Source organism: Prevotella sp. oral taxon 306 str. F0472 (assembly GCF_000257925.1).
In the GTDB taxonomy this organism is placed as follows: Bacteria; Bacteroidota; Bacteroidia; order Bacteroidales; family Bacteroidaceae; genus Prevotella; species Prevotella vespertina.
In genome coordinates this window covers 18,918-43,889 of record NZ_AJIN01000058.1, presented here as the reverse complement: position 1 = coordinate 43,889, position 24,972 = coordinate 18,918, and the positions used below count along the sequence as shown (strand labels likewise).

The 24,972-nt window shown below is 40.9% G+C and carries 15 protein-coding genes and 1 tRNA gene; 12 read left to right on the top strand and 4 right to left on the bottom strand.

Annotated elements, in window-relative coordinates:
* Positions 1 to 267 precede the first annotated feature (267 nt).
* Genes HMPREF9969_RS08610 through HMPREF9969_RS08600 form a run of 3 tightly spaced genes read right to left on the bottom strand, consistent with a single transcriptional unit; the run spans position 268 to position 4,002 of the window.
* Positions 268 to 2,814 carry an outer membrane beta-barrel family protein gene (locus HMPREF9969_RS08610; RefSeq protein WP_009435446.1) on the bottom strand — a complete coding sequence of 849 codons (2,547 nt, stop codon included), beginning with the start codon at positions 2,812 to 2,814 and terminating at the stop codon, positions 268 to 270.
* A 4-nt stretch (positions 2,815 to 2,818) separates the two neighbouring features.
* Positions 2,819 to 3,511 carry a DUF4974 domain-containing protein gene (locus HMPREF9969_RS08605; RefSeq protein WP_009435545.1) on the bottom strand — a complete coding sequence of 231 codons (693 nt, stop codon included), beginning with the start codon at positions 3,509 to 3,511 and terminating at the stop codon, positions 2,819 to 2,821.
* Positions 3,508 to 4,002, bottom strand: a complete 495-nt coding sequence (locus HMPREF9969_RS08600; RefSeq protein WP_009435449.1) for a sigma-70 family RNA polymerase sigma factor — start codon at positions 4,000 to 4,002, stop codon at positions 3,508 to 3,510. Before HMPREF9969_RS08600 ends, HMPREF9969_RS08605 begins: the two co-directional genes overlap by 4 nt.
* Before the next feature lie 602 nt (positions 4,003 to 4,604).
* Between HMPREF9969_RS08600 and HMPREF9969_RS08595 the strand changes: the two genes are divergently transcribed.
* From HMPREF9969_RS08595 to HMPREF9969_RS08575, 5 genes are all read left to right on the top strand, one after another.
* On the top strand, positions 4,605 to 6,629 hold the full coding sequence (locus HMPREF9969_RS08595) for an alpha-amylase family glycosyl hydrolase (protein WP_009435504.1): 2,025 nt from the start codon (positions 4,605 to 4,607) through the stop codon (positions 6,627 to 6,629).
* 414 nt (positions 6,630 to 7,043) lie between these two features.
* Complete coding sequence (locus HMPREF9969_RS08590; protein WP_009435463.1) at positions 7,044 to 7,412, top strand: desulfoferrodoxin family protein; 369 nt, start codon at positions 7,044 to 7,046, stop codon at positions 7,410 to 7,412.
* Between the two features lie 503 nt (positions 7,413 to 7,915).
* A complete protein-coding gene (locus HMPREF9969_RS08585; protein WP_009435522.1) occupies positions 7,916 to 10,963 on the top strand; it encodes a SusC/RagA family TonB-linked outer membrane protein in 3,048 nt (1,015 codons plus the stop codon).
* Positions 10,964 to 10,974: 11 nt separating this feature from the next.
* Complete coding sequence (locus HMPREF9969_RS08580; protein WP_083835316.1) at positions 10,975 to 12,897, top strand: RagB/SusD family nutrient uptake outer membrane protein; 1,923 nt, start codon at positions 10,975 to 10,977, stop codon at positions 12,895 to 12,897.
* A 35-nt stretch (positions 12,898 to 12,932) separates the two neighbouring features.
* The gene (locus HMPREF9969_RS08575; RefSeq protein WP_009435422.1) at positions 12,933 to 14,066 is read left to right on the top strand and encodes a SusE domain-containing protein; all 1,134 of its coding nucleotides are present in this window, start codon (positions 12,933 to 12,935) and stop codon (positions 14,064 to 14,066) included.
* Positions 14,067 to 14,584: 518 nt separating this feature from the next.
* Here the strand turns inward: HMPREF9969_RS08575 and HMPREF9969_RS08570 are convergent.
* A tRNA-Asn gene (locus HMPREF9969_RS08570) sits at positions 14,585 to 14,658 on the bottom strand.
* Positions 14,659 to 14,843: 185 nt separating this feature from the next.
* On the opposite strand from HMPREF9969_RS08570, the gene HMPREF9969_RS08565 reads away from it, so the two are divergent.
* The 7 genes from HMPREF9969_RS08565 (at position 14,844) to sufC (ending at position 24,748) form a co-directional block, all read left to right on the top strand.
* Positions 14,844 to 16,532, top strand: coding sequence for a S41 family peptidase (locus HMPREF9969_RS08565; protein ID WP_009435519.1), 1,689 nt, complete (start codon positions 14,844 to 14,846; stop codon positions 16,530 to 16,532).
* A 487-nt stretch (positions 16,533 to 17,019) separates the two neighbouring features.
* Positions 17,020 to 17,487, top strand: a complete 468-nt coding sequence (gene rimP, locus HMPREF9969_RS08560; protein WP_009435524.1) for a ribosome assembly cofactor RimP — start codon at positions 17,020 to 17,022, stop codon at positions 17,485 to 17,487.
* Between the two features lie 5 nt (positions 17,488 to 17,492).
* Positions 17,493 to 18,758, top strand: a complete 1,266-nt coding sequence (nusA, locus tag HMPREF9969_RS08555) for a transcription termination factor NusA (protein WP_009435452.1) — start codon at positions 17,493 to 17,495, stop codon at positions 18,756 to 18,758.
* A gap of 135 nt (positions 18,759 to 18,893) precedes the next feature.
* Positions 18,894 to 21,755 (top strand): translation initiation factor IF-2, encoded by a 2,862-nt coding sequence (gene infB, locus HMPREF9969_RS08550; protein ID WP_009435408.1) that lies wholly within the window; start codon positions 18,894 to 18,896, stop codon positions 21,753 to 21,755.
* Positions 21,756 to 22,111: 356 nt separating this feature from the next.
* Positions 22,112 to 23,557 (top strand): Fe-S cluster assembly protein SufB, encoded by a 1,446-nt coding sequence (gene sufB, locus HMPREF9969_RS08545; RefSeq protein ID WP_008823621.1) that lies wholly within the window; start codon positions 22,112 to 22,114, stop codon positions 23,555 to 23,557.
* 18 nt (positions 23,558 to 23,575) lie between these two features.
* Positions 23,576 to 23,980 (top strand): hypothetical protein, encoded by a 405-nt coding sequence (locus HMPREF9969_RS08540; RefSeq protein ID WP_009435506.1) that lies wholly within the window; start codon positions 23,576 to 23,578, stop codon positions 23,978 to 23,980.
* A 12-nt stretch (positions 23,981 to 23,992) separates the two neighbouring features.
* On the top strand, positions 23,993 to 24,748 hold the full coding sequence (gene sufC, locus HMPREF9969_RS08535) for a Fe-S cluster assembly ATPase SufC (protein ID WP_008823623.1): 756 nt from the start codon (positions 23,993 to 23,995) through the stop codon (positions 24,746 to 24,748).
* Positions 24,749 to 24,972 lie beyond the last annotated feature (224 nt).

Here is a 24,972-nt window from a genome sequence, read left to right as displayed (position 1 = left end):
CCCGTGTCAGATATGTTTCATTCCAGTCTCAGTCTATGAAACTCATCGTTTCAGTACATGGAACGCAGGGTTTCAGTACATGGAACGCAGGGTTTCATCCTATGAAACGCATCGTCTCAAGCTTTGAAACGCACAGTCTCAAGCCTATGAAACATAGAGTTTCAAGTATGTGAGACACAGAGTATCAGGCGCTGATACACACCGTCTCACGGCGTGAAAATCCCATTACCATACGCTGATAATGTCTATTATATGAGTTCTGCTTGGCTACAATCTGGACTTCTCTGCATTGCCAGCACCCGTACCTTTGTATTTGCTTCGCTTAGCATTAAAGTTGTAAGTGACGGTCAGTGAGACAGCGCGGGAGTAGTTGTAGCAATCTTTGTCTAATGTTGTTCCATAGCCATGAAGCGTCCATCGCTCACGTTCGGACTTGAAGATATCGTCAGCCGAGATTGTGAATATGAGTTTTTCGTTGCAGAATGACTTGCGAAGAAATATATTGGTCTTTGCGAATCCATTGATTGTTTGGAATCCATCGTACAGCTTCGTGCGTGCTCTGAAGTATATGCTCGCTATGAAAGACTTACTGAAAGCAAACGTATTGTTTAATGAGAAGATGAAACAAGGGCTGTTCTTCACTAATGTTCCATCGTCTGATGGTGCGTGGAAACACTGCTGCATGTAATGAAACTGTGCTGTTGGATGATATAACCCGAACTTAGGAGAAGCTGAGATACTTGCATAAAGGTTCTCAGAATGGTCGTAGTTGTAGGTTGAAGAGAATGAGATAGCCTGATTATTGTATAGTTTATGAGTCCAGAACATCACGTCTTTGTAGTACTTATAGCCTATCGAGAGACTCAACCAACGATATATCCCGTTTATTTCTACGTTGTGTATCTGTTCAGGATGCAGTTCCGGATTACCCCCTTCATAGGCATAACGATTGTTATACTGTATGAAGTTGCGCAGAGTACGGTAGCTTGGACGATGGATTTTACTGTTATAATTGAGTTGAAAGCTCCACTTCTCGTGATTCCATGATAGGGAAAAGGAAGGGAAGAGATTGCTGTAATGTTTACTGGCATCGTCTTGTTTCACTCCAAAAGAGTAATAGTTGGAGGTTACATGCTCATATCTTAGTCCTGTGTTAAGTATGAAATTGCCGAAAGAATGGGTATATTCAGTGAATAGCGCATGATACCTTCCCTTGATATTGGTCTCTGATGCCGCTACAATCTGCTCTTTGTTATTGAAATCTCCACGTGAGTTTGTGCTGGAAAGTTCCGTTCCCCAGTATATATTTCCACCCCATAACGGGTGACTAAGAACCAGTTTCCCTGCCCAGAGGTTGCTGTGTTGGTTACCCGTGGAGTGTACTTCACGATTAGGGAACTCGTTGGAGTGTTCCGATTGGGCGTGTCTTTCTTTTGTGCCTATACTCATGTAAGAAGCATTGAAGTCTATGCTAAGTTTTCCAAGCCGTCCCACATAATACAAGTCTGCCTGATGTCGAGCAGGAACACGCACTTCCACGTCTCCTTTCTGTGCTATTGTTCCTTCTAAAGTACCATTCTTATAGATGTTTTGGTTGTTATCTATAGACCCATCCATGTGATAGTCGGTGTAATAACGATAAGCTCCACCGATGGTATTGCTATCGTTTACCAAGTAAGAAGCACCAATATTTTCAGAAAGGATATTATGGTTACTCTCGTATCTGATATGTTGTTGCGTCTCAATATCCTCTCTACTGGTATGTATTTGAGAGCAGAGATAATTCTTCTCTTGGTCTTTATAGTTCATCCAAGTGAGGTTATTGAAAAGCTCCCAGTGCTTAGTTCTATAGGTAAACTTGGTTGCCTCCGAACCTGTCCACTTCCCATTGTATTCTATCCGAGTATCATTGCGAAAGCTAAGACCGTCAGCTTGCCTGCGAATAGTCTTGATTCGGATGACAGACTGTACTTGTGCATCGTATTGCGCACCGGGACTTGTAATGACTTCTACACTCTTTATGTTGTCAGACTTTAGTTCCGTAAGTTCTTTCATATCGCTTATTCTGCGATTATTGACGTATATAAGCGGTGTACCCTTGGCAAACACCTGCACATTATCACCATTGGTTGTGACACGAGGGAGCTGTCCTAAGACATCCATAGCTGTTCCTAATTTCGATAAAAGGGAATTTTCAACGTTGATACTCATCCCTCCACTGGTCTGTTTGTATAGTGGACGGGACGTTTTAATGGTCACTTCCTTCAGTTTTAAGGCATCGGGTTGAAGCTGAATGATACCTGCTTGTTCTGTTGAAAAGGTACGATAAACTGGTTTATAACCCACGTAACTAATGCGGGCGATGACCTTTGATGGCTCAAATGGTACTACGAAGACACCACTTTCATTGCTAACTCCACCTGATATAGCAGTGGAGTCGACAACAGACAATAGTAGAATATTAGCGTAAGGCACTGGCTGCCCAGTCTCATCAATGACCTTTCCTGTCAGATGTCGCCTTGTCTTGTGTGTACATTCCACCATGATAACGTCTCCGCGACGTGTCATTCGGATGGGATAGAAGCCTATGAGTTGTTCAATAGCATCTGGAACACTCTTGTTCTTGATGTTAGTAGTGATGCGGAAGTCCTCTAAGTCGTTGTAAATGAAGTTCACGGTGTATCGGTTTTGCAGGTAGTTTAACTCCTTCAACGCCTGCGCCATGGATACATTATTATATTGTCGACTGATACGTTGGGCTGATACTCCATGCGAGCTGATGAGGAGTAGCAGAATAATAAGATATCTTTCCATAGCTTTACTCTATTGTTAATGTGTTATCAGAATAGCTAACTTTTACGCGGTCAAAGGCATTCAGCAGTTCAATATTCTGTTGAAGACTACACTGTCTATCCCATTTGAAGTAGAGACGGATGTGTGTTGATACTGGATTTAGCACTTTCACGTCGACATGATAATATGCTGCCATAGCATCAACGATGGTCTTCAAGGATGTATCCTCAAACACAATAGGTTGCGGAGGAATACTATCTGTCTTGTGAAGGAGTACTCGGTTAAGGCTGTCTGAAACTACTTGGCGTTCTGCCTGCGCCTTCTTTATAGAGTCTGTAGCCGTTATATGAGGAGTTTTTGGGTGTATTTCAACCTCCTCTTTACTATTAAAGAAAGGCAGAATACCCAACTGAACTGTAGCAGCAAACGCCAAGCCTGATATAAAGATGATACCGATAGTAGATGCTGCAATCCGCTTCCAGTTACGTCTTTGTGGTATAGAATGTTCTATCGCAAAGCGTTCCCACTCGGCATTAACGTCTATGTCCTCTTCCTCATGACGTTTCATAGCACGTTTAGTCATAGCCAGATAGGATGCAAACGAGCTTATCTCCTTATCCGCAAGCAGTGCTTCTATCTCTTTCGTCGTGTATTTCTCAGGATGGTCCAGCATGTTGAGGAATATCCTTTGTTTCTCTTCTGATTGCTTGTTGTTCATTGTCTTGCTTGGTTAAGTTGCCTTTTAATGATGTTAATAGCCTCTGAAAGATGGTGATACACAGTTACTCTGCTCACTCCTAAGTCATCGGCAATGCGCTGAAAGGGTAGTCCTTGCACATGACGTAGGCGCAGAATCTGACGACGAATAGGCGGCTCTAAATGTTCAATGAGTAGCATTAGGCGGTCAAGTAGGGTTTCGTCATGTTCGGAGAGAATAGTCTCTGCATCATTCAAAAGTAGTTTTGAGGTTCTTTCTCGTATGTCTTTATGTGCAATAATATTCAGACAACGATTGCGAACAGCCCTTATCAAATAGCCTTCCTCCGTCTCTGGAAGCAGTGTTATACCCTCTTCAAAGACCTTGGCAAACACATCGCTCACCACGTCTTTACATTCATCTTGATCGTAGAGAATCCCTTTTGCCACCCGGAACATCGGTTGGTAATAGCATTTGAAGAGTCTTTCTATGTCAGTATTTTCATGTATCATACACTATTCTTACAGCTCAGAAGGTGGAAATGTAAAGCTTGACAATGATTTTTATTGTATTAGATTACAAAGGTAACGATTATACTTTAATAAGCTGTTTATGATCAAGAAAAACGTTAAAGTACGCTATTTGTATGTCATAAAGACTTATCTTTCCTCTTCAATGATAGTCTTTTTCATTAGTGGTATATATTGTTTGTTTAAGTTTCAGCCTATGAAACTTATTATCTCAGTAAATGGAACGTAGAGTTTCAGTACATGGAACGTAGAGTTTCAGTACATGGAACGCAGGGTTTCAATACATGGAACGCAGGGTTTCAATATATGGAACGCACAGTCTCAATGCTTGAAACTCTCATTACTATGCATTGGTAGTGATTGAAAGTGTATTATCTTGAATCAGAATGAGCGTATCGTAGGGTGGAGGAAAGGAAGACGTGGGGAGGGCATAGCCGTTAGTTGTGGTCGTAACTATACCTAGCTCGAAGTGCAAACGTTTGCATGCAAAAAAGCGTATGCCATTATCTGTATTGATAGACAATGTGTTGAAAATCACTAACTTTGTGCTCATTGACAAGAATTAACTAAAAATTGAAATCTACATGAAACGTATTTTGACAAGTTTATGTGCCTCTTTATGTTGCATCTGTGCGATGGCACAAGGTTGGCCAAGCAGTTATGGTGGTGTGATGTTACAAGGTTTTTATTGGGATTCGTTCGATGATTCGCAATGGACAGTGCTTGAAAAGAAAGCCGACGACCTATCGGGTTACTTCGACCTTGTATGGGTTCCGCAGAGTGGTAAGGCTGCTGCAACGAAGTCGATGGGCTATGATCCGCTCTATTACTTCAATCAGAACTCATCGTTCGGTACGGAGGCAGAACTCAAGAGTATGATTCGTACCTTCAAAGAGAAGCATATTGGGACGATTGCCGATGTAGTGATTAATCATCACGGAACGAATAATGGATGGTTTGGATTCCCTGCCGAGACATATAAGGGAGTTTCTTATCAGCACCAGTCAACTGATGTCTGCGCTAATGATGATCGCGGAAAAGCGGGCGAACAGGCTCGGAAAGAGGGCGTGCAATTAAGTAGGAATAATGATGAAGGAGAGGATTGGAGCGGTATGCGCGACCTTGATCACAAGAGTCAGAACGTACAAACGATTGTCAAAGCATACGAAGATTACTTGCTCAATGACCTTGGTTATGCTGGCTTCCGATATGATATGGTGAAGGGATTTGGCGCTTCGCATGTTGGTGATTATAATAAGGCAGCAGGCGTGAAGTACTCTGTTGGCGAGTATTGGGATGGCAATGCGAATACGGTAAAGGCATGGATTGATGGTACGGGAAAGTGTAGTGCCGCCTTTGATTTCGCCTTCCGTTATTCCGTTCGTGATGCTATCAATAGTCAGGATTGGCGTAAATTAGGCAATAGTACTATTACGGGTTTGAATGTAGATAATGGTGCTTACAAGTGTTATTCAGTGACTTTCGTTGAGAACCATGACGTTGAGTATCGCTCTGTTTCAGAACAACAAGACCCTATCCGAAGGGATACGTTGGCTGCTAATGCCTATCTTTTAGCTATGCCAGGAACGCCTTGTGTGTTCTATAAACATTATGTTGCCTATCCTAAAGAGATAAAGGCTATGATTGACGCACGCAAGTTGGCAGGGATTACTAACGAGAGTGCGTATCAGATGTATCGCTCTTCAAAGGATTATTATGCCAATGTTGTGACGGGACAGAAGGGCAATTTGCTTGTCGTTGTGGGTAAAGGTGCGAACCAACTGAATGTGTCTTCTGCTCGATACACAAAGCTGTTGAGTGGCTATCATTACGCTTATTATCTTGCAAGAGAGGCTGAATTGCCATGGGCGGATAAGGCGAGTGGAAGTTATGAAAGTGAGAACTTGAAGGTTAAACTGGTGGCAGTTTCTGCTGATGATAACGCTCGATTGGTTTATACCTTAGATGGTTCAACACCGACGATAGGTAGTCATAAGGTGGCAAATGGTGCTGAAATCACATTGCCTGAGGGGAAGACTATATTAAAGGTGGCAGTGTTGTCGAATGGTAAAGTAGGGGAGCAGGTGCTCACACGCACGTATATGGTGAAGCAGCCGGCGCCTTTCGTACCTCAAACTATCCGTGTTTACGTGAATACGGAGCAGGTGGGTTGGAACGATTATGTGAATATTCACTCTTGGGGTGGTACTCATGTCGGAACGTCTTGGCCAGGTGATAAGGTGACAAATAAGGCTACAGTGAATGGTAAGACCTGGTTTTATAAGGACTATACGCTTAATAAGGCGAATGATTATGTTAACTTTGTTTTTAACATAGGAACGGCTACAACGGCTGCTAATAACCAGACCCTTGATATTGAACGAGTGAATAAAACCTCTTACTTTGTGGTTACAAGTACGAAAGAAGATGGGAAATATAAGGTGAATGATGTGACTTTTAGCGTGACCAAGATTGATAATGTACGTGGTAAAGAAGCACCAGCTAGCACCGATAACCATTATTACACCCTGTCTGGGCAATGCCTTTCTAGTGTTCCCACACAGCCCGGAATCTATATTCATAGGGGTGAGAAGGTTGTTATAAAATAGATAAAAGCTGCTGAAAATCATACTTTCAGTAGCTGTCAAGAAGGTTGTTTCAGTATAAAACTCATACTTTTAAATGATGTATAACTAATAAGTTCGGGTTTAATCTCATACTTTTAAATGATGTAGAATTAATAAGTTCAGGTTTAAGGTTTTATGTTTGAATGATTCAAAACGATATGCTTTCTCAGATAATAAGTTTTGAATAACGATGGAAGAAGGTGGGCACAGCGGTGTTCACCTTCCTTTCTTTTCATGTTAAGTCTCGAATCTTATTCCCTTAAACTCTACTCTCTTCCTCATTTAATAGCGCTAATTGTTAAATAATGTAAGGCTTGTAATATTTACAAAGAATAGTTTTCTTTCTTCCAACAAATACTCTTAAATTTGCATTCGAACATTAATTAATAATTTATTATGGCGACAAGAAATAATGTATATAAGTGCCCAAAGACTGGCAGTTTAGTAGAAGTATTAGTTGGAGGCGAGTGTGAATTAGGTGACTTGCAACTATTGAAAGAGAACACAACAGATGCTGCTACAGAGAAGCATGTACCAGTTGTTGAGAAGATAGAAGGCGGTTATCGCGTTACAGTTGGTGAGGTTGAGCACCCAATGACAGCTGAGCATTCTATCCAGTGGATTGAATTGATTACTGAAAACAACGAGGTTTTACGTAAGTACTTAGACCCAAGTGAAAAGCCTGTTGCTGTTTTCAAGACTGATGCAAAGGAGGTTTACGCTCGTGAATATTGCAATCTTCATGGTCTTTGGAGATCAAAGTAAGTAAGAGACAAAGCGTCTATTTATAATAAGAGAGGATACATCGGCTCTTTCATAAGAGTCTTGTGTATCCTCTCTTATTATATTCTATTTCTTAGTAATGATTCCTTCTTTCTATAAACCACGATAGAAACGCTCCTTCGATGGAATCGATATATTTAGTCAAGACACCTTCTTTTATTGTTTTATACTTTTTTCTTATAAAGGAAAATAGACTCTGTTGATAGTCAGGGAGATGCGAACTCCATTGTTAGAAATTCTTTATACATATACTAATAGAACTTAGGTAACTGCAGTAAAATGTTTAATTTTGCAACAGAATCTAAACTACACCTTGATGAGATGTACTCAATTTATCATGTAAAGAGTGTATTTATTAACTTTACCTATTAAATATAATGAGACAAAAGCAAATGTTTTTTTGCCGTAGTATGCTTAATAGGCGTACCTTAAGTACAGCATGCCTTGTTGCGTGTTTGTTCTCTGGTGGTGCCTTAAATACTGTCATGGCAACCCCTACTGATTTAATGGTAAGTCAGCAAACAAAGACTTATAAGGTAACAGGTCAGATTACTGACTTAGCGAAAGAACCTTTGATTGGAGTTACCATAACGGTAGTTGGAACCAATGGTCCAATACGTGCAATTAGTGATATTGACGGTATATTCTCCCTCAATGTACCTGAAGGTGAGAATAAATTAGAGTTTTCTTACGTCGGATACAAGAAGCAGACAATATCAGTATCAGGTGCAAAATCATTGAATGTTGTACTTGAAGAAGAGACGAAGGATATTGATGAAGTTGTGATAACGGGCTTTAGTAGTCAGAAAAAAGCATCTATTGTTGGTGCCATTCAGACTATCCAACCTAATGATTTGAAGTTTGGTAACACTCGTTCTTTATCTAATAATCTTGCTGGTAAACTATCTGGTGTCATAGGAGTTCAACGCTCTGGTGAACCTGGATATGACGATTCTAACTTCTGGATTCGAGGTATTAGCACCTTCTCTGGAACACGTGCACCATTGGTGTTAATAGATGGTGTTGAGCGTGATCTTAATAATGTTGATGTAGCCGAGATAGAATCTTTCTCGGTATTAAAAGATGCTTCTGCAAGTGCCATGTATGGTGTTCGTGGTGCTAATGGTGTTATCGTTATTACGACAAAACATGGAAAGATTGGTGCTCCGTCGGTCAAGTTCCATGTTGAGCAATCGGTTAATACGCCAACTCAATTACCAAAGTTCTTAGATGCACCAGCCTATATGGGTTTACTCAATGAACTCGCAGGTGAAGCTAGCGCGCCTCTTCCTTTTACACAGCAACAGATAGACAGAACACGTAGTGGATATGATCCGGACCTTTATCCGAATGTGAATTGGATAGATGCTATTACGAAGAAATATGCTTATTCAACACGTGCTAACCTAGATGTAAGCGGTGGTTCCGACTTTCTCCGTTATTCCATCGTGGCTTCTTACTTCCGTGAAACGGGTATGTTAGCACAAGATAAATCATTGCCATTTGATAATTCAACCAATAATCAGATGTTCAATCTTCGTTCTAATATTGACATGGATGTGACTAAGACAACCTTGTTACGTGTGAATATTGGTGGATTCTTGAATCGTTTTAGACAGCAGAGCTGTAATACTGATGACGCTTTCAAGCAGGCATTTGAAACGTTACCCTTCGTATCTCCAATTCGTTATAGTGATGGAACAATACCAAAAGTATCGAATCGAGCTAACCCGTGGGAAACGGTAACACAGCATGGATATGACTTCTATACAAGCTCTAAGATTCAAACACTCTTCTCAGTAGAACAGGATTTGAAGATGGTTACTCCTGGTTTAAAGGTGAAAGCTCTCTTTAGTTTTGACCGCTGGAACAAGAGTACACGTAGTCGTACTGCCAATCCAGGAACAGTTCTTCCTGCAACAGGACGCGATGCAGAGGGTAATTTGTTACACCTTCAAGGAAGTGTAGGAGATGAGTCCATGGGTAGTAGTAAGGGAAGTGAGTATGGTAATACACGTGTTTACTTTGAAGCAGATATGTTGTATAACCGTCGTTTCGGAAAGCATGATGTAGATGCACTCTTCCTTTATAATCAACAAGCTTATGATGATGGTGATATTCAAGATTATCGTAAACAAGGTGTAGCAGGGCGTCTCTCTTATACTTATGATAATCGTTACGTTGCAGAGTTCAACTTTGGTTATAATGGTTCAGAGAACTTTGCCAAAGGTAAGCGATTTGGTTTCTTCCCTTCGCTTGCTGTTGGCTGGTTAATGAGTGAGGAACCTTGGATGCAGAAGTATCATAACATTTTTAATAAGATAAAGTTCCGTGCCAGCGTTGGTAAGGCTGGTGATGATAAGATTGAGGGACGTCGTTTTGCTTATTTAACGACTTTGAATCAGTCTGCTCAAGGTTATACTTGGGGAACAACGGGGCAGGTTAATTATGAAGGGGATGTCAAAGGTATCAGTGAGGGTGATATTGGCGTGAGCAATCTGACATGGGAGACGGTAGAGAAGTATAATTTTGGCTTTGAATTAGGTCTATGGAATATGATTGATTTTAACCTTGACCTCTTCCGTGAGAAGCGATCTAATATCTTCATGAAACGTAGTATTATTCCTTCACAAAGCGGATTTATCAATAACCCATGGGCAAACTTTGGTAAGGTAACTAATGGTGGTGTAGAGATGAGTCTTAACTTCCATAAGCAATGGAATAAGGATTGGTTCACCTCTGCTTATGCTAACTTTACATACGCAAAGAATCGTGTTGATGAATATGATGAACCAGAAAAGAAGAAAGGTACCTATCGCGCACAGACAGGTCGATCTCTTTATGAACTTCAAGGACTCACAGCTGAGAGATTATTTACGAATGATGACTTCAATGCCGATGGCTCATTGAAAGCAGGTATCCCATCACAAAGTGGTGTAGGTGGTACAAATCTCAAACCAGGTGATGTGAAGTATGTTGATAAGAATGGTGATAATGCTATTACAGAAGAGGATGCTGGATTCATTGGGGGTACTATTGATCCACGGATTGTTTATGGATTTGGTGGTGTGATAGCCTATAAGAACTTTGATTTTAACTTCTTTTTCCAAGGTGTTGGAGATTCTCATCGTATTATAGGTGGTACACCATATTTTATACCAGGTAGTGGTACAACTGTACAAGGGAATGCTTATAGTGAGAATATCAGCAATCGTTGGACTACTGATAATCAAGATCCATATGCGTTCTGGCCACGTTTTACTTATGGACCTAATGTTAATAACTATCGTGCCTCAACTTGGTGGAAGAAGGATATGAGCTTCCTTCGCTGTAAGACAATAGAACTTGGTTATACACTTAATACTAACTGGCTTAAGAGTCTATATGTAAAGAGTATGCGTGTGTATGTCAGTGGCAATAACCTCTTTGCCTTCTCTAAGTTTAAGTTATGGGATCCAGAATTGGGAACGAGTGATGGTTTAAGATATCCAATGAATCGTTCTATTCAGTTTGGTGTAGACATTAATTTCTAATGATGTTAATTATGAAATCTATAAAAATAGCTAAATACTTTGCAATTGGTTTGTTGACCTTAAGTGCAACAACGTCTTGTTCTGATTATCTTGACAAAGAACCAGATACAGAACTAGACATGAAGACTGTATTCACAAATCGTGATAAGGTTTATAGAATGCTGTCTTATGTTTATAATATCATCCATACTCCAGATAAATTTGCCTTAACAGAAGATGGATATGAGGTGTTTGCTGATGATTTAACACCATCACGGCGTTGGGAACAATGGAGTTGGGATCAAACAATTCCGAAGCTGTTTGGACAATGGACGATAAATTCTTCGTGGCGAGGAAACCTATGGGGGGATATGCCTAAGTATATTCGCCATGGTTACATCATGGAGAATATGTTGCATGCATTGCCTGATCAAGACCTTCCTCAGCGTGAAGTTGACAATATCAAGAACGAGTTGAAGTTCTTAACAGCTTATGGTTGGTGGCAAGCTGCAGAGGCTTATGGTGGTATACCATTCAAGCCAGACTATATTACTCCATCTGATTTTACACTTTCGGAATTGATGGTTGGACAATCAAAGTTCGATGATATCGTTGACTATTGTGATAAACAAATGCTAGAAGCTGCTAATGCTTTACCTGCTACTTATGCTGACCCTTCAAAGTATGGGCGGATAACAAAGGTCATGGCACTTACTGTTCGTGCACGTATGTTGCTCTTTGCTGCAAGTCCATTAGTAAATGGTAACTCTTGGTATAACAATTATAAGAACAAGAATGGAGAGCTAATTTTCAACCAAACTTATGACCCCAATAAGTGGAAAAAGGCTGCAGAAGCTTGTAAGCTATGTATTGATGAGGCTGAGAAAGCAGGATATGAATTATATAAAGAGTATAATGATGATGGTTCGATAGACCCATTTATGTCAACGTATAATGTTCACATCAAACGTTGGAGCGAAGGAAATCATGAGATAACATTCCCAGTAACCAAGCACAACGCATATAAAGACATTACAGGATTGCTCAATTGGTGTTCTGTACGTGAAGTTGGTGGTGGTAATGGACTTGGTGTTTATCAAGGTCTTGTGGATGCTTTCTTTGCAAAGAATGGCCTTCCTATAAATGATCCCAACTCTAACTATCGTGAAGAAGGTTTCTCTACAGTAACTGATACACGAAATACAAAGTGGGAATATGGTACAGGTCATATGGGAGAAGTAACAGCTCCACACACCTATAATATGTATTGTAATCGTGAACCACGTTTTTATAACGCAGTAACTTATAATGGTGCATGGCTTACATATGTTGGTCGCAAGGCTGATATGCTATATAACCATACAGATAATGTACGATCAAGTTCACCGCACGATGCACCTCAGAATGGTTATCTTCTTCGTAAGGCAATTAACTTGACAGATAATGTTAAGACGGGAAAGATTACTGATAGACAAGGTTTCATCTATCGTCTAGCCTTCACATATTTGGATTATGCAGAAGCAGAAAACGAAGCCTTTGATGATCCTGCAGCTCGTTCTTCGGCATTGGTATATCTAAATCGTATTCGTGAGCGTGCTGGTGTACGTCAGTATACATTTGATAATGTAAGCCTTCAGGATGATAAGTATATTCATATAGACAACTCCCAAGCTGCACTTCGTAAGGTTATTCGTGCAGAACGTCGAGTAGAGTTGTGCTTTGAAGACAATCGTTGGTATGATATCCGTCGTTGGAAAGATGCAGAAAACTTGCCAGAGATGATAGGTGATGGTTACGGTATGAACTCTTTGGGAGGTGATGAAGCTAGCTTCTATAAGCGTACAGTCTTCCAACATCGTATTTGGAAGCGTCAATATTATTGGATGCCTGTATATATTGATGAATATGAGAAGAACCCGAACTTGGTGCAAGGTCCATTCTGGGAAAGCGAATAGTCCAACATGAAATATGAATTATAATTGCGAAAACAATGAAGACAATCAATAAAATATTCGGACTTCTTAGTATCCTTCTAGCATTTACTGCTTGTAATGAAGATCCTACTTATTTTCAACTACCTAATCAGCCAGATGATATGCACATTCAAGCATCTGTTCCTGAAGTGGTCTTGAATAAGGGACAAGAAGGTCAGCCCGCTATTACTTTCAAGTGGGATGAGGTGAAAAGTCCTATTAAGGACTATGATTCAATCACCTATAGTATTAGACTCTATGCCACAGAATCAAAGAGTGATAACCATACGGAATTTATTTCTATAGGTAAAAAACGAGAAGTTACATTCACTCATAAGGAGCTTAATGATATAATAGCTCGGTGGGTTCCAGCTGGTACAAAGCTTTCTGTGACAGCGGAAGTAGTAGGGTTGATAAATAATGAAATCAAATATATTAAGCCAGAATCCTCAATGGTAGAGTTTAGTGTGACTGGTTATGAGAAGACTCCAATGTACCTTTATGCTCATCTCAAGGATGATGCTACGGGGGCTGAACGTGTAGAACGACTAAGTCAGCGTCAGTTGGGCTCTGGTATTTATGAAGGTACATTCCCTGTAACTCCTTGTAGTTATTATTTCACAACATCACCTACATCAGATCGTCCTGCTTATGGTCAAGATAGTGGTGAGAAGCTGAAGTTTGTTAATGAGGGTAATGTCTCAAACTTTACGAATACAGCATCTGGCACACGAACATTTATTGTTGATATTAATGATGAGTTCATGGATTGTCGTGTCGTGAACATTGTTCAATTACCAACTCGTGAAACAATCCGAATCGTTGGTGATGGTTGTTCTATTGGTTGGGATCCTGGATCATCAGAAGGTTTATTTAAGATAGAGAATCCTCGTTATCCTTATATCTACTCATGGACAGGAGAATTTAAGAACGGAGAAATCAAGGTAAATACTGGTACGAACTGGGGTGATCAATTCTTCTTTGCTCCAGAGTCGAATGCTGATCCTGCTGTTAATCACCAATTGAATATGTTTAGATATGAAGGAGCTGGTGGTGATGTGAAGTGGAAAGTTACTACTCCTGGGCGCTTTAAGTTTACCCTTTGTTTGGATGCAGATAACTTACACACATCCTTTGAGCCTGTACAATAATAGGTATAAACAATCTTTGTGATTGATTCTTCAAAAAGAGATATGTTGCAATTTCCTTAGTTGTAGCATATCTCTTTCTTCTTATCTAAACTTGTGGAAACTCTTTTCTAGTATCGATAGGGTGTATTCTCTTATGATTTTATTCTTGCTTTTGCTACCTTTTCCTATTTGAAAAAGCCCTAATTTAGTTTTAATTATAGTTGATGTCATTTTTAACAATTGCTGTAGTTGTTTTGATTTTAGTGATTTATGTTCGGTAAGAGGGTGCCAAAATTGGTAGTAGAAATATTTTTCTTCGTTTTTATAGGTCTTAGCCCTTTTTAAACTCCTTTGTATTCTTCATCCTTTAGGAATCTTCGAACTACTAGTGTAAATAGTCAATACGACTTATGTTCCTTGTTAACACAATAAGTCATTAAAGCAAGTAGATAGCTAATAGAGTGGGGCTTTAATGTGAATATGTTATCTTAGAAAAAGAAAAAAAGGAAATTCTCTAATTGAGAATTTCCTTTTCTATGCGCTCCAGGATGGGCTTGAACCAACGACCCCCTGATTAACAGTCAGGTGCTCTAACCAACTGAGCTACTGAAGCAGGTGCTTGTTTCTTGTAAGCGGTTGCAAAGGTACGATGTTTATTTGTAACTACCAAATATTTTGAGAATAAATTTCAATAAAAGAGTAAAATACTTTAATTTCCTATGCTAATTATGTATTTTCCATTATAATAATGTACTTTTGCCCCCTATAAGCTCATAACTTACAAACAAAACATACGTGATGAAAAAACTATTCATAGTATTCTGTCTTTGGATTCTTGCTTTTGGTGGTGCTGCAGTGGCACAAAATAATTCGGACAAGGATCATAATTTTAAGGTTGCAAAGAACCTTGAGACCTTTTCTGCAATATATAAATACCTCGATTTGATGTACGTTGACACCCTCAATGCAGATGAGGTCGTTGGTAATGGTATTAATTATATGCTTCATTCGTTGGACCCTTATACGGTGTATTATCCGGAAGATAAGGTGAAAGACCTTGACCTAATGATCTCAGGTAAGTATGCTGGTATCGGTGCGGTGATACGTTATAACTTTGCTATAAAGAATACGATTATTGATCAACCATACGAAAATATGCCTGCTTCAGAGGCTGGATTGAAGAAAGGGGATATTATTCTTGCTATTGGTGACTCGTCTATGGTGGGTAAAGATGTCTCCTATGTAAGTAATAGATTACGTGGTGATGCTGGCTCGCGATTTGTCCTCACGATAAAGAGACCATCAACAGGTAAGAAGATGAAGTTTAAGATTACACGTCGTTCAATTCAACTTCCTGCTGTTCCTTATTATGGTTTGCAGGATGATGGAGTAGGTTATCTGAATCTCAACTCCTTTACAACTGATTGTTCAAAGGATGTGCGACGTGCTTTTCTTGATATGAAGAAACAAGGAATGAAGTCGCTAGTCTTGGATCTTCGAAATAATGGAGGTGGTAGTTTGCAAGAGGCTATCAATATTGTTAATATGTTTGTTCCTAAGGGCATAACATTGGTGAAAACCATTGGAAAGATAGAACGCGCAAATAAAGAATATAAGACAACTGTTGAGCCAATAGACACTATTATGCCGATAGTTGTTCTAGTGAATGATGAGACTGCAAGTGCCAGTGAAATTACTAGTGGCAGTTTACAAGACTTGGATCGCGCGGTTATTCTTGGTACACGAACCTATGGAAAGGGGCTTGTGCAAGTGTCAATGGATCTTCCTTATAATGCTAATTTGAAGTTGACAACCAGTAAATATTATATTCCTAGTGGACGTTGTATTCAAGCAATCAATTATAAACATTCTAATGGTGGATACACCGAACACGTGCCAGATTCCTTGACGCATGTGTTCTATACTGCTGATGGTCGTGAGGTCAGAGATGGTGGAGGTATTAAGCCAGATATTGAGGTGCAACCAGACTCTTTGCCTAATATTGCTTTTTATCTTACCTCATCTGGACGTGATTCAAGTGAAGTGATGTTGAATTGGGAATTGAAGTATTTGAGTACACATCCTACAATTGCTCCTGCAAAGAACTTTGTTATCTCCGATGCAGATTACGCAGACTTTAAGCAGGCAGTGCTAAAGAGTGGCTTCAAATATGATCGTGAAAGCAAGAAATATCTAGAAGGTCTCGTGAAATTAGCAAGGTTTGAAGGTTATTATGATGACGCTAAACCTGAGTTCGATGCATTGGAGAAAAAGCTCAATCATAACATTGCTAAGGATCTTGATTACAACAAGCAAACCTTAAAACAATTGTTGACAAGTGATCTTGTTTCTGCTTATTACTACCAGAGAGGATCAATGGAAAATAGTTTGCAGTTCGACAAACAATGGAAAAGGGCAGTAGAGTTGTTGAAAGATCCAGCTGCATATAAGAAAATACTGCAACCATCTGTTGATATTAAAAAGTAGTAAGTATTAGATAAAGCGTAAGTTATTAAGATTATCAATAGATACCTTCTTAAAGAGAAAAGATGCCCTTTGAAGTAATCAAAGGGCATCTTCTTGGTTATTAAAGGGTATCGATATACTTGTGAAAGGAATTTTCTTTGTGGAGAAAATAGTTTATTTATAATTATTAAATAATCTGTTTATAGTCAACTTTTAGATTATTTTAAAGCAAAGTAATTGTTTCCCCTAATTAAATAGAGCGTTTTCTGCTTCACAAGAAAGGCTAGCTTGGGGAATAATTAAAAGTATGTTTACTTTAAGGAGCATTGGATTAGTTCGGGTTGGAAAGTCTTATTACACATCACTTGCGTTATATGTATTAGAACAAGTGAAGTCTTAAGAAAAAGTAGAAAACATTTGGCTTGTGTCGAATTTATTTGTAACTTTGCACACGTTCAGAGGAATGAGGGGCTTTCGATAGCTCCTCATTTTTCATATTAAAACGCTTATGATAGATAAAAACGTTGTAAAGAGTCTCGTTGACGAGTGGCTGGAAGGTAAGGAATACTTCTTAGTTGACATTCAAATCAGTTCAGATGACAAGATTGTCGTTGAGATTGATCATGCCGATGGGGTGTGGATAGAGGATTGTGTAGAGCTGAGTAAATATATAGAAGATCGCCTTTCACGTGATGAGGAGGATTATGAGTTAGAAGTTGGTTCTGCTGGTCTAGGACAGCCATTCAAGGTTCCTCAACAGTATGTGAACTTCATTGGAAAGGAAGTTGAGGTGTTGGATAAGGATGGGAAGAAGGTTAAAGGCGTTTTGAAGAGCGTTGATGGCAATGATTTCGTCGTTGCAGTTAATGAGAAAGTACAAGTGGAAGGAAAGAAGCGTCCAGTGAAAATGGATGTAGACCATGCGTACAAGATGGATGAAGTAAAGTATACAAAATATATAATAAGTTTCAAGTAAAGGCTATGGCAGCAAGAAAAGTAGAAGAAGAGCGTCCGAATATGATCGAGACCTTTAAGGAGTTTAAAGACACCAAGAGCATCGATCGCACAACACTTGTGAGTGTATTGGAAGAGAGCTTTCGTAATGTTCTCGCAAAGATATTCGGTAGCGATGAAAACTTCGACGTGATTGTAAACCCTGATAAGGGTGATTTCGAGATACATCGTAATCGCGTGGTTGTGGCTGATGGCGAGGTTCAGGATGAGAATAAGGAGATTAGCCTTACGGATGCACGTAAGATAGAAGCAGACTATGAGGTTGGTGAAGATGTTAGTGAAGAGGTCGATTTCAATAAGTTTGGCCGCCGTGCTATCTTGAATCTTCGTCAGACATTGGCTTCTAAGATTCTTGAGCTGGAGCACGATTCTCTATATAATAAGTATAAGGACCGTGTGGGTCAGATTATCTCTGGTGAGGTTTATCAGACTTGGAAACGTGAAGTACTGCTTGTTGACGAAGAGAATAACGAGTTGATTCTCCCTAAGGGCGAGCAGATTCCACGTGATCAGTATCGTAAGGGCGAGACTGTTCGTGCAGTGATCCATCGCGTTGATAACGAGAATAATAATCCAAAGATTATCCTCTCACGTACTGCTCCAGAGTTCCTTGAGCGTCTGCTTGAGGCTGAGGTACCTGAAATCAACGATGGTTTGATAGCTATTCGTAAGATTGCTCGTATGCCTGGTGAGCGTGCAAAGATTGCAGTTGAGAGCTTTGATGAGCGTATCGACCCAGTAGGCGCTTGTGTAGGTGTACGTGGTAGCCGTGTTCATGGCATTGTTAGAGAGCTTTGCAACGAGAACCTCGATGTTATCAATTGGACAGCAAATACCAAACTCTTCATTCAGCGCGCACTTGCACCAGCTAAGGTGAGCAGCTTGACAGTTGACGAAGAGAATAAGAAGGCCGAGGTTTACTTGCAGCCAGAGGAGGTTAGTCTTGCTATCGGTCGTGGTGGTATGAATATCAAGTTGGCAAGTATGCTGACAGGATACACCATTGACGTGTTCCGTGAACTTGACGAAACGAACGCAGAGGAGGATATTTACTTGGATGAATTCTCTGATGAGATAGACCAGTGGGTTATCGATGCCATCAAGGGTATCGGACTCGACACAGCACGTCAGGTGCTCAATGCTCCACGAGAGATGTTGATAGAAAAGGCAGACTTGGAGGAAGAGACCGTAGACAGCGTGTTGAACGTATTGAGATCAGAGTTTGAACAGTAAAAGGTGATTGGTTGGTGGGTGATGGTTGTTGACTGAAAGCTAACGGGTGTGACTATTCAGCAACTCCATGTTCGGAACCCCTCTCTACCAAAAGGCATTTCAACAACCAACACCCTACACCGTAAAATAAAGTTAATGAGCATCAGATTAAACAAAGCAATTCGTGAATTGAATATAGGACTCCAAACGGCAGTGGAGTTCTTGGAGAAGAAGCCAGAGTTAGGCGAGGTGAAGAACGAGCTTAACTTTAAGCTAAGCGAGGACCAGTATAAGGCTCTCGTAGGTGCCTTCAATAATGATAAGGAGGTAAAGAAGGACGCAGCTAAACTCTTACAGAAGAAGACTAAGGAGAAGAAAGGCGCTACTGATCATAAAGGTGAGACGATCTTGAAGGCTGAACGCCAGCAGTATAAACCTGTCGGAAAGATAGACCTTGATCAGCTGAATAAACCCGCTGCTAAGAAAGCTGTTGCTCCTACAGAGGAAAAACCTGCTCCTGCTCCTGCTGCAGCTGCCGTGGAACCAGCAGAAGAGAAGAAGGAGGTTGAGAAGCATGAGACAAGTAAAAAGCCTGTAACAAGCAAGGAAGAGGTTAAACCGGTGGCTCCTAAGGTTGAGAAACCAGTAGAGAAGAAGGTTGAGCCTGTAAAGAAGGAGGCTCCTGTTGTTGAGGCTGAGGTGAAGACTAAACCAGAGGTTAAGAGCGAACCTGCTACTTCTAAGCCTCAGGCTGAGCCTGCTGCTGTAGAAGAGAAGAAGGATAATGGCTTGTTCCAGACCAAGAATGAGAAGAAAATCTTGAATACTCCTAAGGTGAATGTCTTAGGTAAGATAGACCTTAGTACGCTGAACCAGAGTACTCGTCCTAAGAAGAAGAGTAAGGAAGAACGCCGTAAAGAGCGTGAGGAGAAGGCTGGTCAGAATAATGGTCAAGGCAAGAAAAAACGCGTTCGTATTAATAAGGAACGCGTAGATATCAATGCTGCCGCTAATCAACAGCAAAACCAGAATGGTAAGAAAGGTAATAACAATGGCGGTGGCAACAAGAATGCGGGTAAGAAGAACCGCAACCGTAATCAGAAACCATTAGAGGTTGATGATGAGGCAGTAGCACGTCAGGTAAAGGAGACTCTTGCTCGTCTGACAAGTAAGAGCCAGAACAAGAAGGGTGCTAAGTACCGTAAGGAGAAGCGTGATGCTGTTCAAGAGCGTCTGAATGCGGAGGCTAAGGCAGAGCGCAAGGAAAGTAAGATATTGAAGCTGACAGAGTTCGTTACTGTTTCAGAATTGGCTACAATGATGAATGTTCCTGTAACGAATGTCATCTCAACATTGATGTCTGTCGGTATCATGGTTTCTATCAACCAACGTTTGGATGCTGAGACTATCAATCTCGTTGCTGATGAGTTCGACTTCAAGACAGAGTATGTCAGTGCTGAGGTGCAGGAGGCTGTTAGCGAGGAGGTTGATGATGAGAACGACCTTGTTTCACGTGCTCCTATCGTTACTGTCATGGGTCATGTCGACCATGGTAAGACTTCTTTGCTCGACCATATCCGTAACACGAACGTGATTGCTGGTGAGGCAGGTGGTATTACCCAGCATATTGGCGCATATAGTGTAACATTGGAGAATGGCCGTAAGGTTACCTTCCTTGATACTCCGGGTCACGAAGCCTTTACTGCTATGCGTGCTCGTGGTGCGCAGGTTACCGATATCGTGATTATCATCATTGCGGCGGACGACTCTGTCATGCCTACTACCAAGGAGGCTATTGCGCATGCGCAGGCTGCTGGTGTACCAATGGTATTCGCTATCAATAAGATTGATAAGCCAGGAGCTAATCCTGATAAGATACGTGAAGACTTGTCACAGATGAATCTGCTCGTTGAAGAGTGGGGTGGTAAGTATCAGTGTCAAGAGATCAGTGCTAAGAAGGGATTGGGAGTAAATGAGCTTCTTGACAAAGTCCTTCTTGAAGCCGATATGATGGATCTTAAAGCTAACCCTAACCGTAAGGCTACAGGTACTATTATTGAGTCATCACTCGATAAGGGTCGTGGTTATGTAAGTACGGTTCTTGTGTCTAATGGTACGTTGAAGATTGGTGATAACGTTATCGCTGGTACTTCATGGGGACGTATCAAGGCTATGTTCAATGAGCGTAACCAACGCATCGAGAGTGCAGGACCAGCAGAACCAGCTATTATCCTTGGTCTGAATGGTGCACCAACAGCTGGTGATACCTTCCATGTTATGGAGACTGAACAGGAGGCACGTGAGATTGCTAACAAGCGTGAGCAGTTGCAACGTGAGCAGGGCTTGCGTACACAAACACGTCTTACTCTGTCTGATATCTCTCACCGAATCGCTCGTGGTGAGTTCCATGAGATGAATATCATCGTGAAGGGTGATACCGATGGATCTATCGAGGCATTGTCTGACTCATTCATCAAGCTGTCAACAGAGAAGGTTAATGTGAACGTGATCAGTAAGGCGGTAGGTCAGATCTCTGAGAGTGACGTTATGTTAGCATCTGCTTCTGATGCTGTCATTGTCGGCTTCCAGGTTCGTCCTTCTGCCGATGCACGCCGCTTGGCCGACCGTGAGGGTGTTGAGATCAATACTTACTCTGTCATCTATGATGCTATCGATGATGTGAAGTCAACGATGGTGGGTATGCTTGACAAGGTGAAGAAGGAGATTGTCACTGGTCAGTTTGAGGTGAAACAAGTCTTCAAGATATCCAAGGTTGGAACGGTTGCCGGTGGTATGGTTACTGAAGGTAAGGTTCATAGCAAGGATAAAGGTCGCGTAGTCCGTGATGGTATTGTTATTCATACAGCTCCTATTGATGCTCTGAAGCGTTATAAGGATGATGTGAAGGAAGTCGCAACGGGTCTCGAATGTGGTATCTCGCTTGTCAACTATAATGATTTACAGGTGGGTGACATCATCGAAACCTTCACGGAGATTGAGGTTGAACAGAAATTGTAACAACATAAAAAAACCGTCTTCTCTCCGGTAAAGGAGTAAAGACGGTTTTTTCTTCATGGTAACAAATGTTGCCGTAGAACTTCATGGCATACATCTTGTATGGTCATAGAGTGTATATTTAGTATCGAGAATAGAGATGGTGAGAGCTAAAAAGACCTATTGTCGGATGAAGAGGAACGATAGGTTTTGATGCGTCAAGCAATAGGTATAAGAAAGGTAAAGAGTGTTTTTCAGATGGGCTAAACGTTAGAGATAAAGAGATCTACGGCAATTGTAAGTATTGATCTTGAATTCTCTGACACCCTTTAACCTCTTTAACGACTGAACAGCCTCTCCTCTCTTTAATCACAAAACAAATGTCTGAGAACAAGAATAATGAATTTGTAAAGAAAGTCGCAGAGCAGAAGTATGAGTTCGGCTTTACGACTGATGTACATACGGAGGTCATTCCGAAGGGTTTGAACGAGGATGTCGTTCGACTTATTTCGCAGAAGAAAGGGGAACCAGAGTGGCTCCTCGATTTTCGTTTGAAGGCTTTCCGTTACTGGCAGACGCTCCCTATACCAACGTGGGGACACTTGCATTTGCCAGAACTACATTTGCAGGATATCTCTTATTATGCTGATCCATTGGCGAAGAAGCCTAAGAATAAGGAGATTGATCCAGAGTTAGAGAAGACTTTCGATAAGTTAGGTATTCCTTTGGAAGAACGATTAGCACTGAGTGGGACGGCTGTTGATGCCATCATGGACTCAGTATCAGTGAAGACAACCTTTAAGAAGCAGTTAGCAGAGAAGGGAATCATCTTCTGTTCTATTGGTGAAGCTGTCAAAGAGCACCCTGACTTGGTGCGTAAATACCTTGGAAGTGTTGTTCCTTATCGTGACAACTACTCTGCAGCACTCAATTCTGCGGTCTTTAGTGATGGTTCCTTCGTATATATTCCTAAAGGTGTCCGCTGTCCGATGGAGCTTAGTTCGTACTTCCGCATCAATGCGATCAACACTGGTCAGTTCGAGCGTACATTGATTGTAGCTGATGATGATTCGTATGTTAGCTATCTTGAGGGCTGTACTGCTCCTATGCGTGATGAGAATCAGTTGCATGCTGCAGTAGTTGAAATCGTTGTGTTAGACAATGCTGAGGTGAAATACTCTACTGTTCAGAACTGGTATCCAGGTGATGAGAACGGTAAGGGTGGTGTCTTGAACCTCGTTACAAAGCGTGGTGAGCTTCGTGGTGTAAACTCAAAACTGTCATGGACACAGGTAGAGACGGGTTCGGCTATTACTTGGAAGTATCCTTCTTGTGTGTTGAAAGGTGATAACTCACAGGCAGAGTTCTATTCTGTTGCTGTGACAAACAACTACCAAGAGGCTGATACGGGTACGAAGATGATTCACATGGGTAAGAATACGAAGAGTACAATCATCTCGAAAGGTATATCTGCTGGCCATAGTCAGAACTCTTATCGTGGTCTGGTTCGTGCTACAGCCAATGCGGAGAACGCTCGTAACTACTCAAGTTGTGACTCTCTTCTCTTAGGTTCCGATTGCGGTGCACATACATTCCCTTATATGGACATCCACAACGATACTGCTATTGTTGAACACGAAGCAACTACTTCGAAGATTAGTGAGGACCAACTCTTCTACTGTAATCAGCGTGGTATTCCTACCGAGGATGCTGTCGGCTTGATTGTCAATGGTTATGCGAAGGATGTTCTCAACAAACTTCCAATGGAGTTTGCTGTTGAAGCTCAGAAACTTCTCTCTGTAACACTTGAAGGAACAGTAGGATAATATAACTGAATAAACAACATGCGAAAGGTCATTCTTATCACGTTTGGTTTGCTGCTTACAACAATGCTTCAAGCCCAATCATGGCAGATAAAGCCGTGGCAGAAGTATTTGATTGATGAGCAAGTAAAGCAGGATACGGCGATTATATGCCGGTCGGTGATGGGGTTGCCGTATACACCCAAGCCCTTTGATACTCGTCTCTATCGTACAGTTACGGGCTCGGAGATGATAGGTAACTTGCCTGCTTACAAGAAGAAATCAAAGTCTTTCTTTGGTAAAGATGCTTATTCGTCCTCGCTCCTTGAAGAGCAAATAGAGCAAGAGAGAGTAGAAAAGATGGCTCGTGGTGAGTATCACTTCTCTGATTTCGTGTTCGATACGTTGTTAGATGTTGTTAATTCATTTTTAGTGAAGGATAATTAAAGCAAAGATAATATGTTAGAAGTAAGAAACCTGCATGCTACCATCGCAGGAAAAGAAATATTAAAAGGTATCAACCTCACGATAAAAGATGGTGAGGTGCATGCTATTATGGGACCTAATGGTTCGGGTAAATCAACGCTGAGTGCCGTACTGACGGGTAATCCTCTCTATGAGGTGACCGATGGTATGGCTATTTTTAATGGCAAAAACCTATTGGAGATGAAGCCAGAAGACCGCTCTCACGAGGGTTTGTTCCTCTCTTTCCAATATCCTGTTGAGATACCTGGCGTGAGTATGACTAACTTCATGAAGGCTGCTATCAATGCAAAGCGTGCCTATGAAGGATTAGAACCAATGAAGGCTGCTGAGTTTATGGCACTCATGCGTGAGAAACGTCAGTTGGTGGGGATGGACTCTACACTCTCTCGTCGCAGTGTAAACGAAGGCTTTTCGGGTGGTGAGAAGAAGCGTAATGAGATCTTCCAGATGGCAATGTTGGAGCCAAAACTTAGTATTCTGGACGAGACTGACTCTGGTCTTGACGTTGATGCCATGCGCATTGTAGCTGATGGCGTTAACAAGATGCATACTGATAAAACCTCATACATCGTCATTACGCACTATGAGCGACTGCTTGATATGATTAAACCAGACGTTGTTCACGTGCTTTATAAAGGTCGTATCGTGAAGACGGCAGGTCCAGAATTGGCGAAGGAGATTGAACAACGCGGTTACGATTGGATAAAGGAAGAAGTGGATAACGACTGATAACGTCGTGTAAGAAAAAGTATTTACATAATGGAGCGAGTTGGAAAAGAGTTAGTAGAAAGTTGAAATTGTCTTATAAGAAAATTCAAATTGTCCTATAAAAGAATTCAAATTGTCTTATAAGAGATTTTTAATTGTCTGTAAGATAGTGGTTCTCAAAGAGTTATAAAACATCTTTTTAGGTTGTAATAAACGGTAAAAAAGGATTACAAAGACTGCTCTTT

Excerpts from the sequence above, each read along its gene's own strand:
- HMPREF9969_RS08610 (WP_009435446.1), bottom strand. The coding sequence starts at position 2,814 with ATGGAAAGATATCTTATTATTCTGCTACTCCTCATCAGCTCGCATGGA.
- HMPREF9969_RS08605 (WP_009435545.1), bottom strand. The coding sequence starts at position 3,511 with ATGAACAACAAGCAATCAGAAGAGAAACAAAGGATATTCCTCAACATG.
- HMPREF9969_RS08600 (WP_009435449.1), bottom strand. The coding sequence starts at position 4,002 with ATGATACATGAAAATACTGACATAGAAAGACTCTTCAAATGCTATTAC.
- HMPREF9969_RS08595 (WP_009435504.1), top strand. The coding sequence starts at position 4,605 with ATGAAACGTATTTTGACAAGTTTATGTGCCTCTTTATGTTGCATCTGT.
- HMPREF9969_RS08590 (WP_009435463.1), top strand. The coding sequence starts at position 7,044 with ATGGCGACAAGAAATAATGTATATAAGTGCCCAAAGACTGGCAGTTTA.
- HMPREF9969_RS08585 (WP_009435522.1), top strand. The coding sequence starts at position 7,916 with ATGGCAACCCCTACTGATTTAATGGTAAGTCAGCAAACAAAGACTTAT.
- HMPREF9969_RS08580 (WP_083835316.1), top strand. The coding sequence starts at position 10,975 with ATGAAATCTATAAAAATAGCTAAATACTTTGCAATTGGTTTGTTGACC.
- HMPREF9969_RS08575 (WP_009435422.1), top strand. The coding sequence starts at position 12,933 with ATGAAGACAATCAATAAAATATTCGGACTTCTTAGTATCCTTCTAGCA.
- HMPREF9969_RS08565 (WP_009435519.1), top strand. The coding sequence starts at position 14,844 with ATGAAAAAACTATTCATAGTATTCTGTCTTTGGATTCTTGCTTTTGGT.
- rimP (WP_009435524.1), top strand. The coding sequence starts at position 17,020 with ATGATAGATAAAAACGTTGTAAAGAGTCTCGTTGACGAGTGGCTGGAA.
- nusA (WP_009435452.1), top strand. The coding sequence starts at position 17,493 with ATGGCAGCAAGAAAAGTAGAAGAAGAGCGTCCGAATATGATCGAGACC.
- infB (WP_009435408.1), top strand. The coding sequence starts at position 18,894 with ATGAGCATCAGATTAAACAAAGCAATTCGTGAATTGAATATAGGACTC.
- sufB (WP_008823621.1), top strand. The coding sequence starts at position 22,112 with ATGTCTGAGAACAAGAATAATGAATTTGTAAAGAAAGTCGCAGAGCAG.
- HMPREF9969_RS08540 (WP_009435506.1), top strand. The coding sequence starts at position 23,576 with ATGCGAAAGGTCATTCTTATCACGTTTGGTTTGCTGCTTACAACAATG.
- sufC (WP_008823623.1), top strand. The coding sequence starts at position 23,993 with ATGTTAGAAGTAAGAAACCTGCATGCTACCATCGCAGGAAAAGAAATA.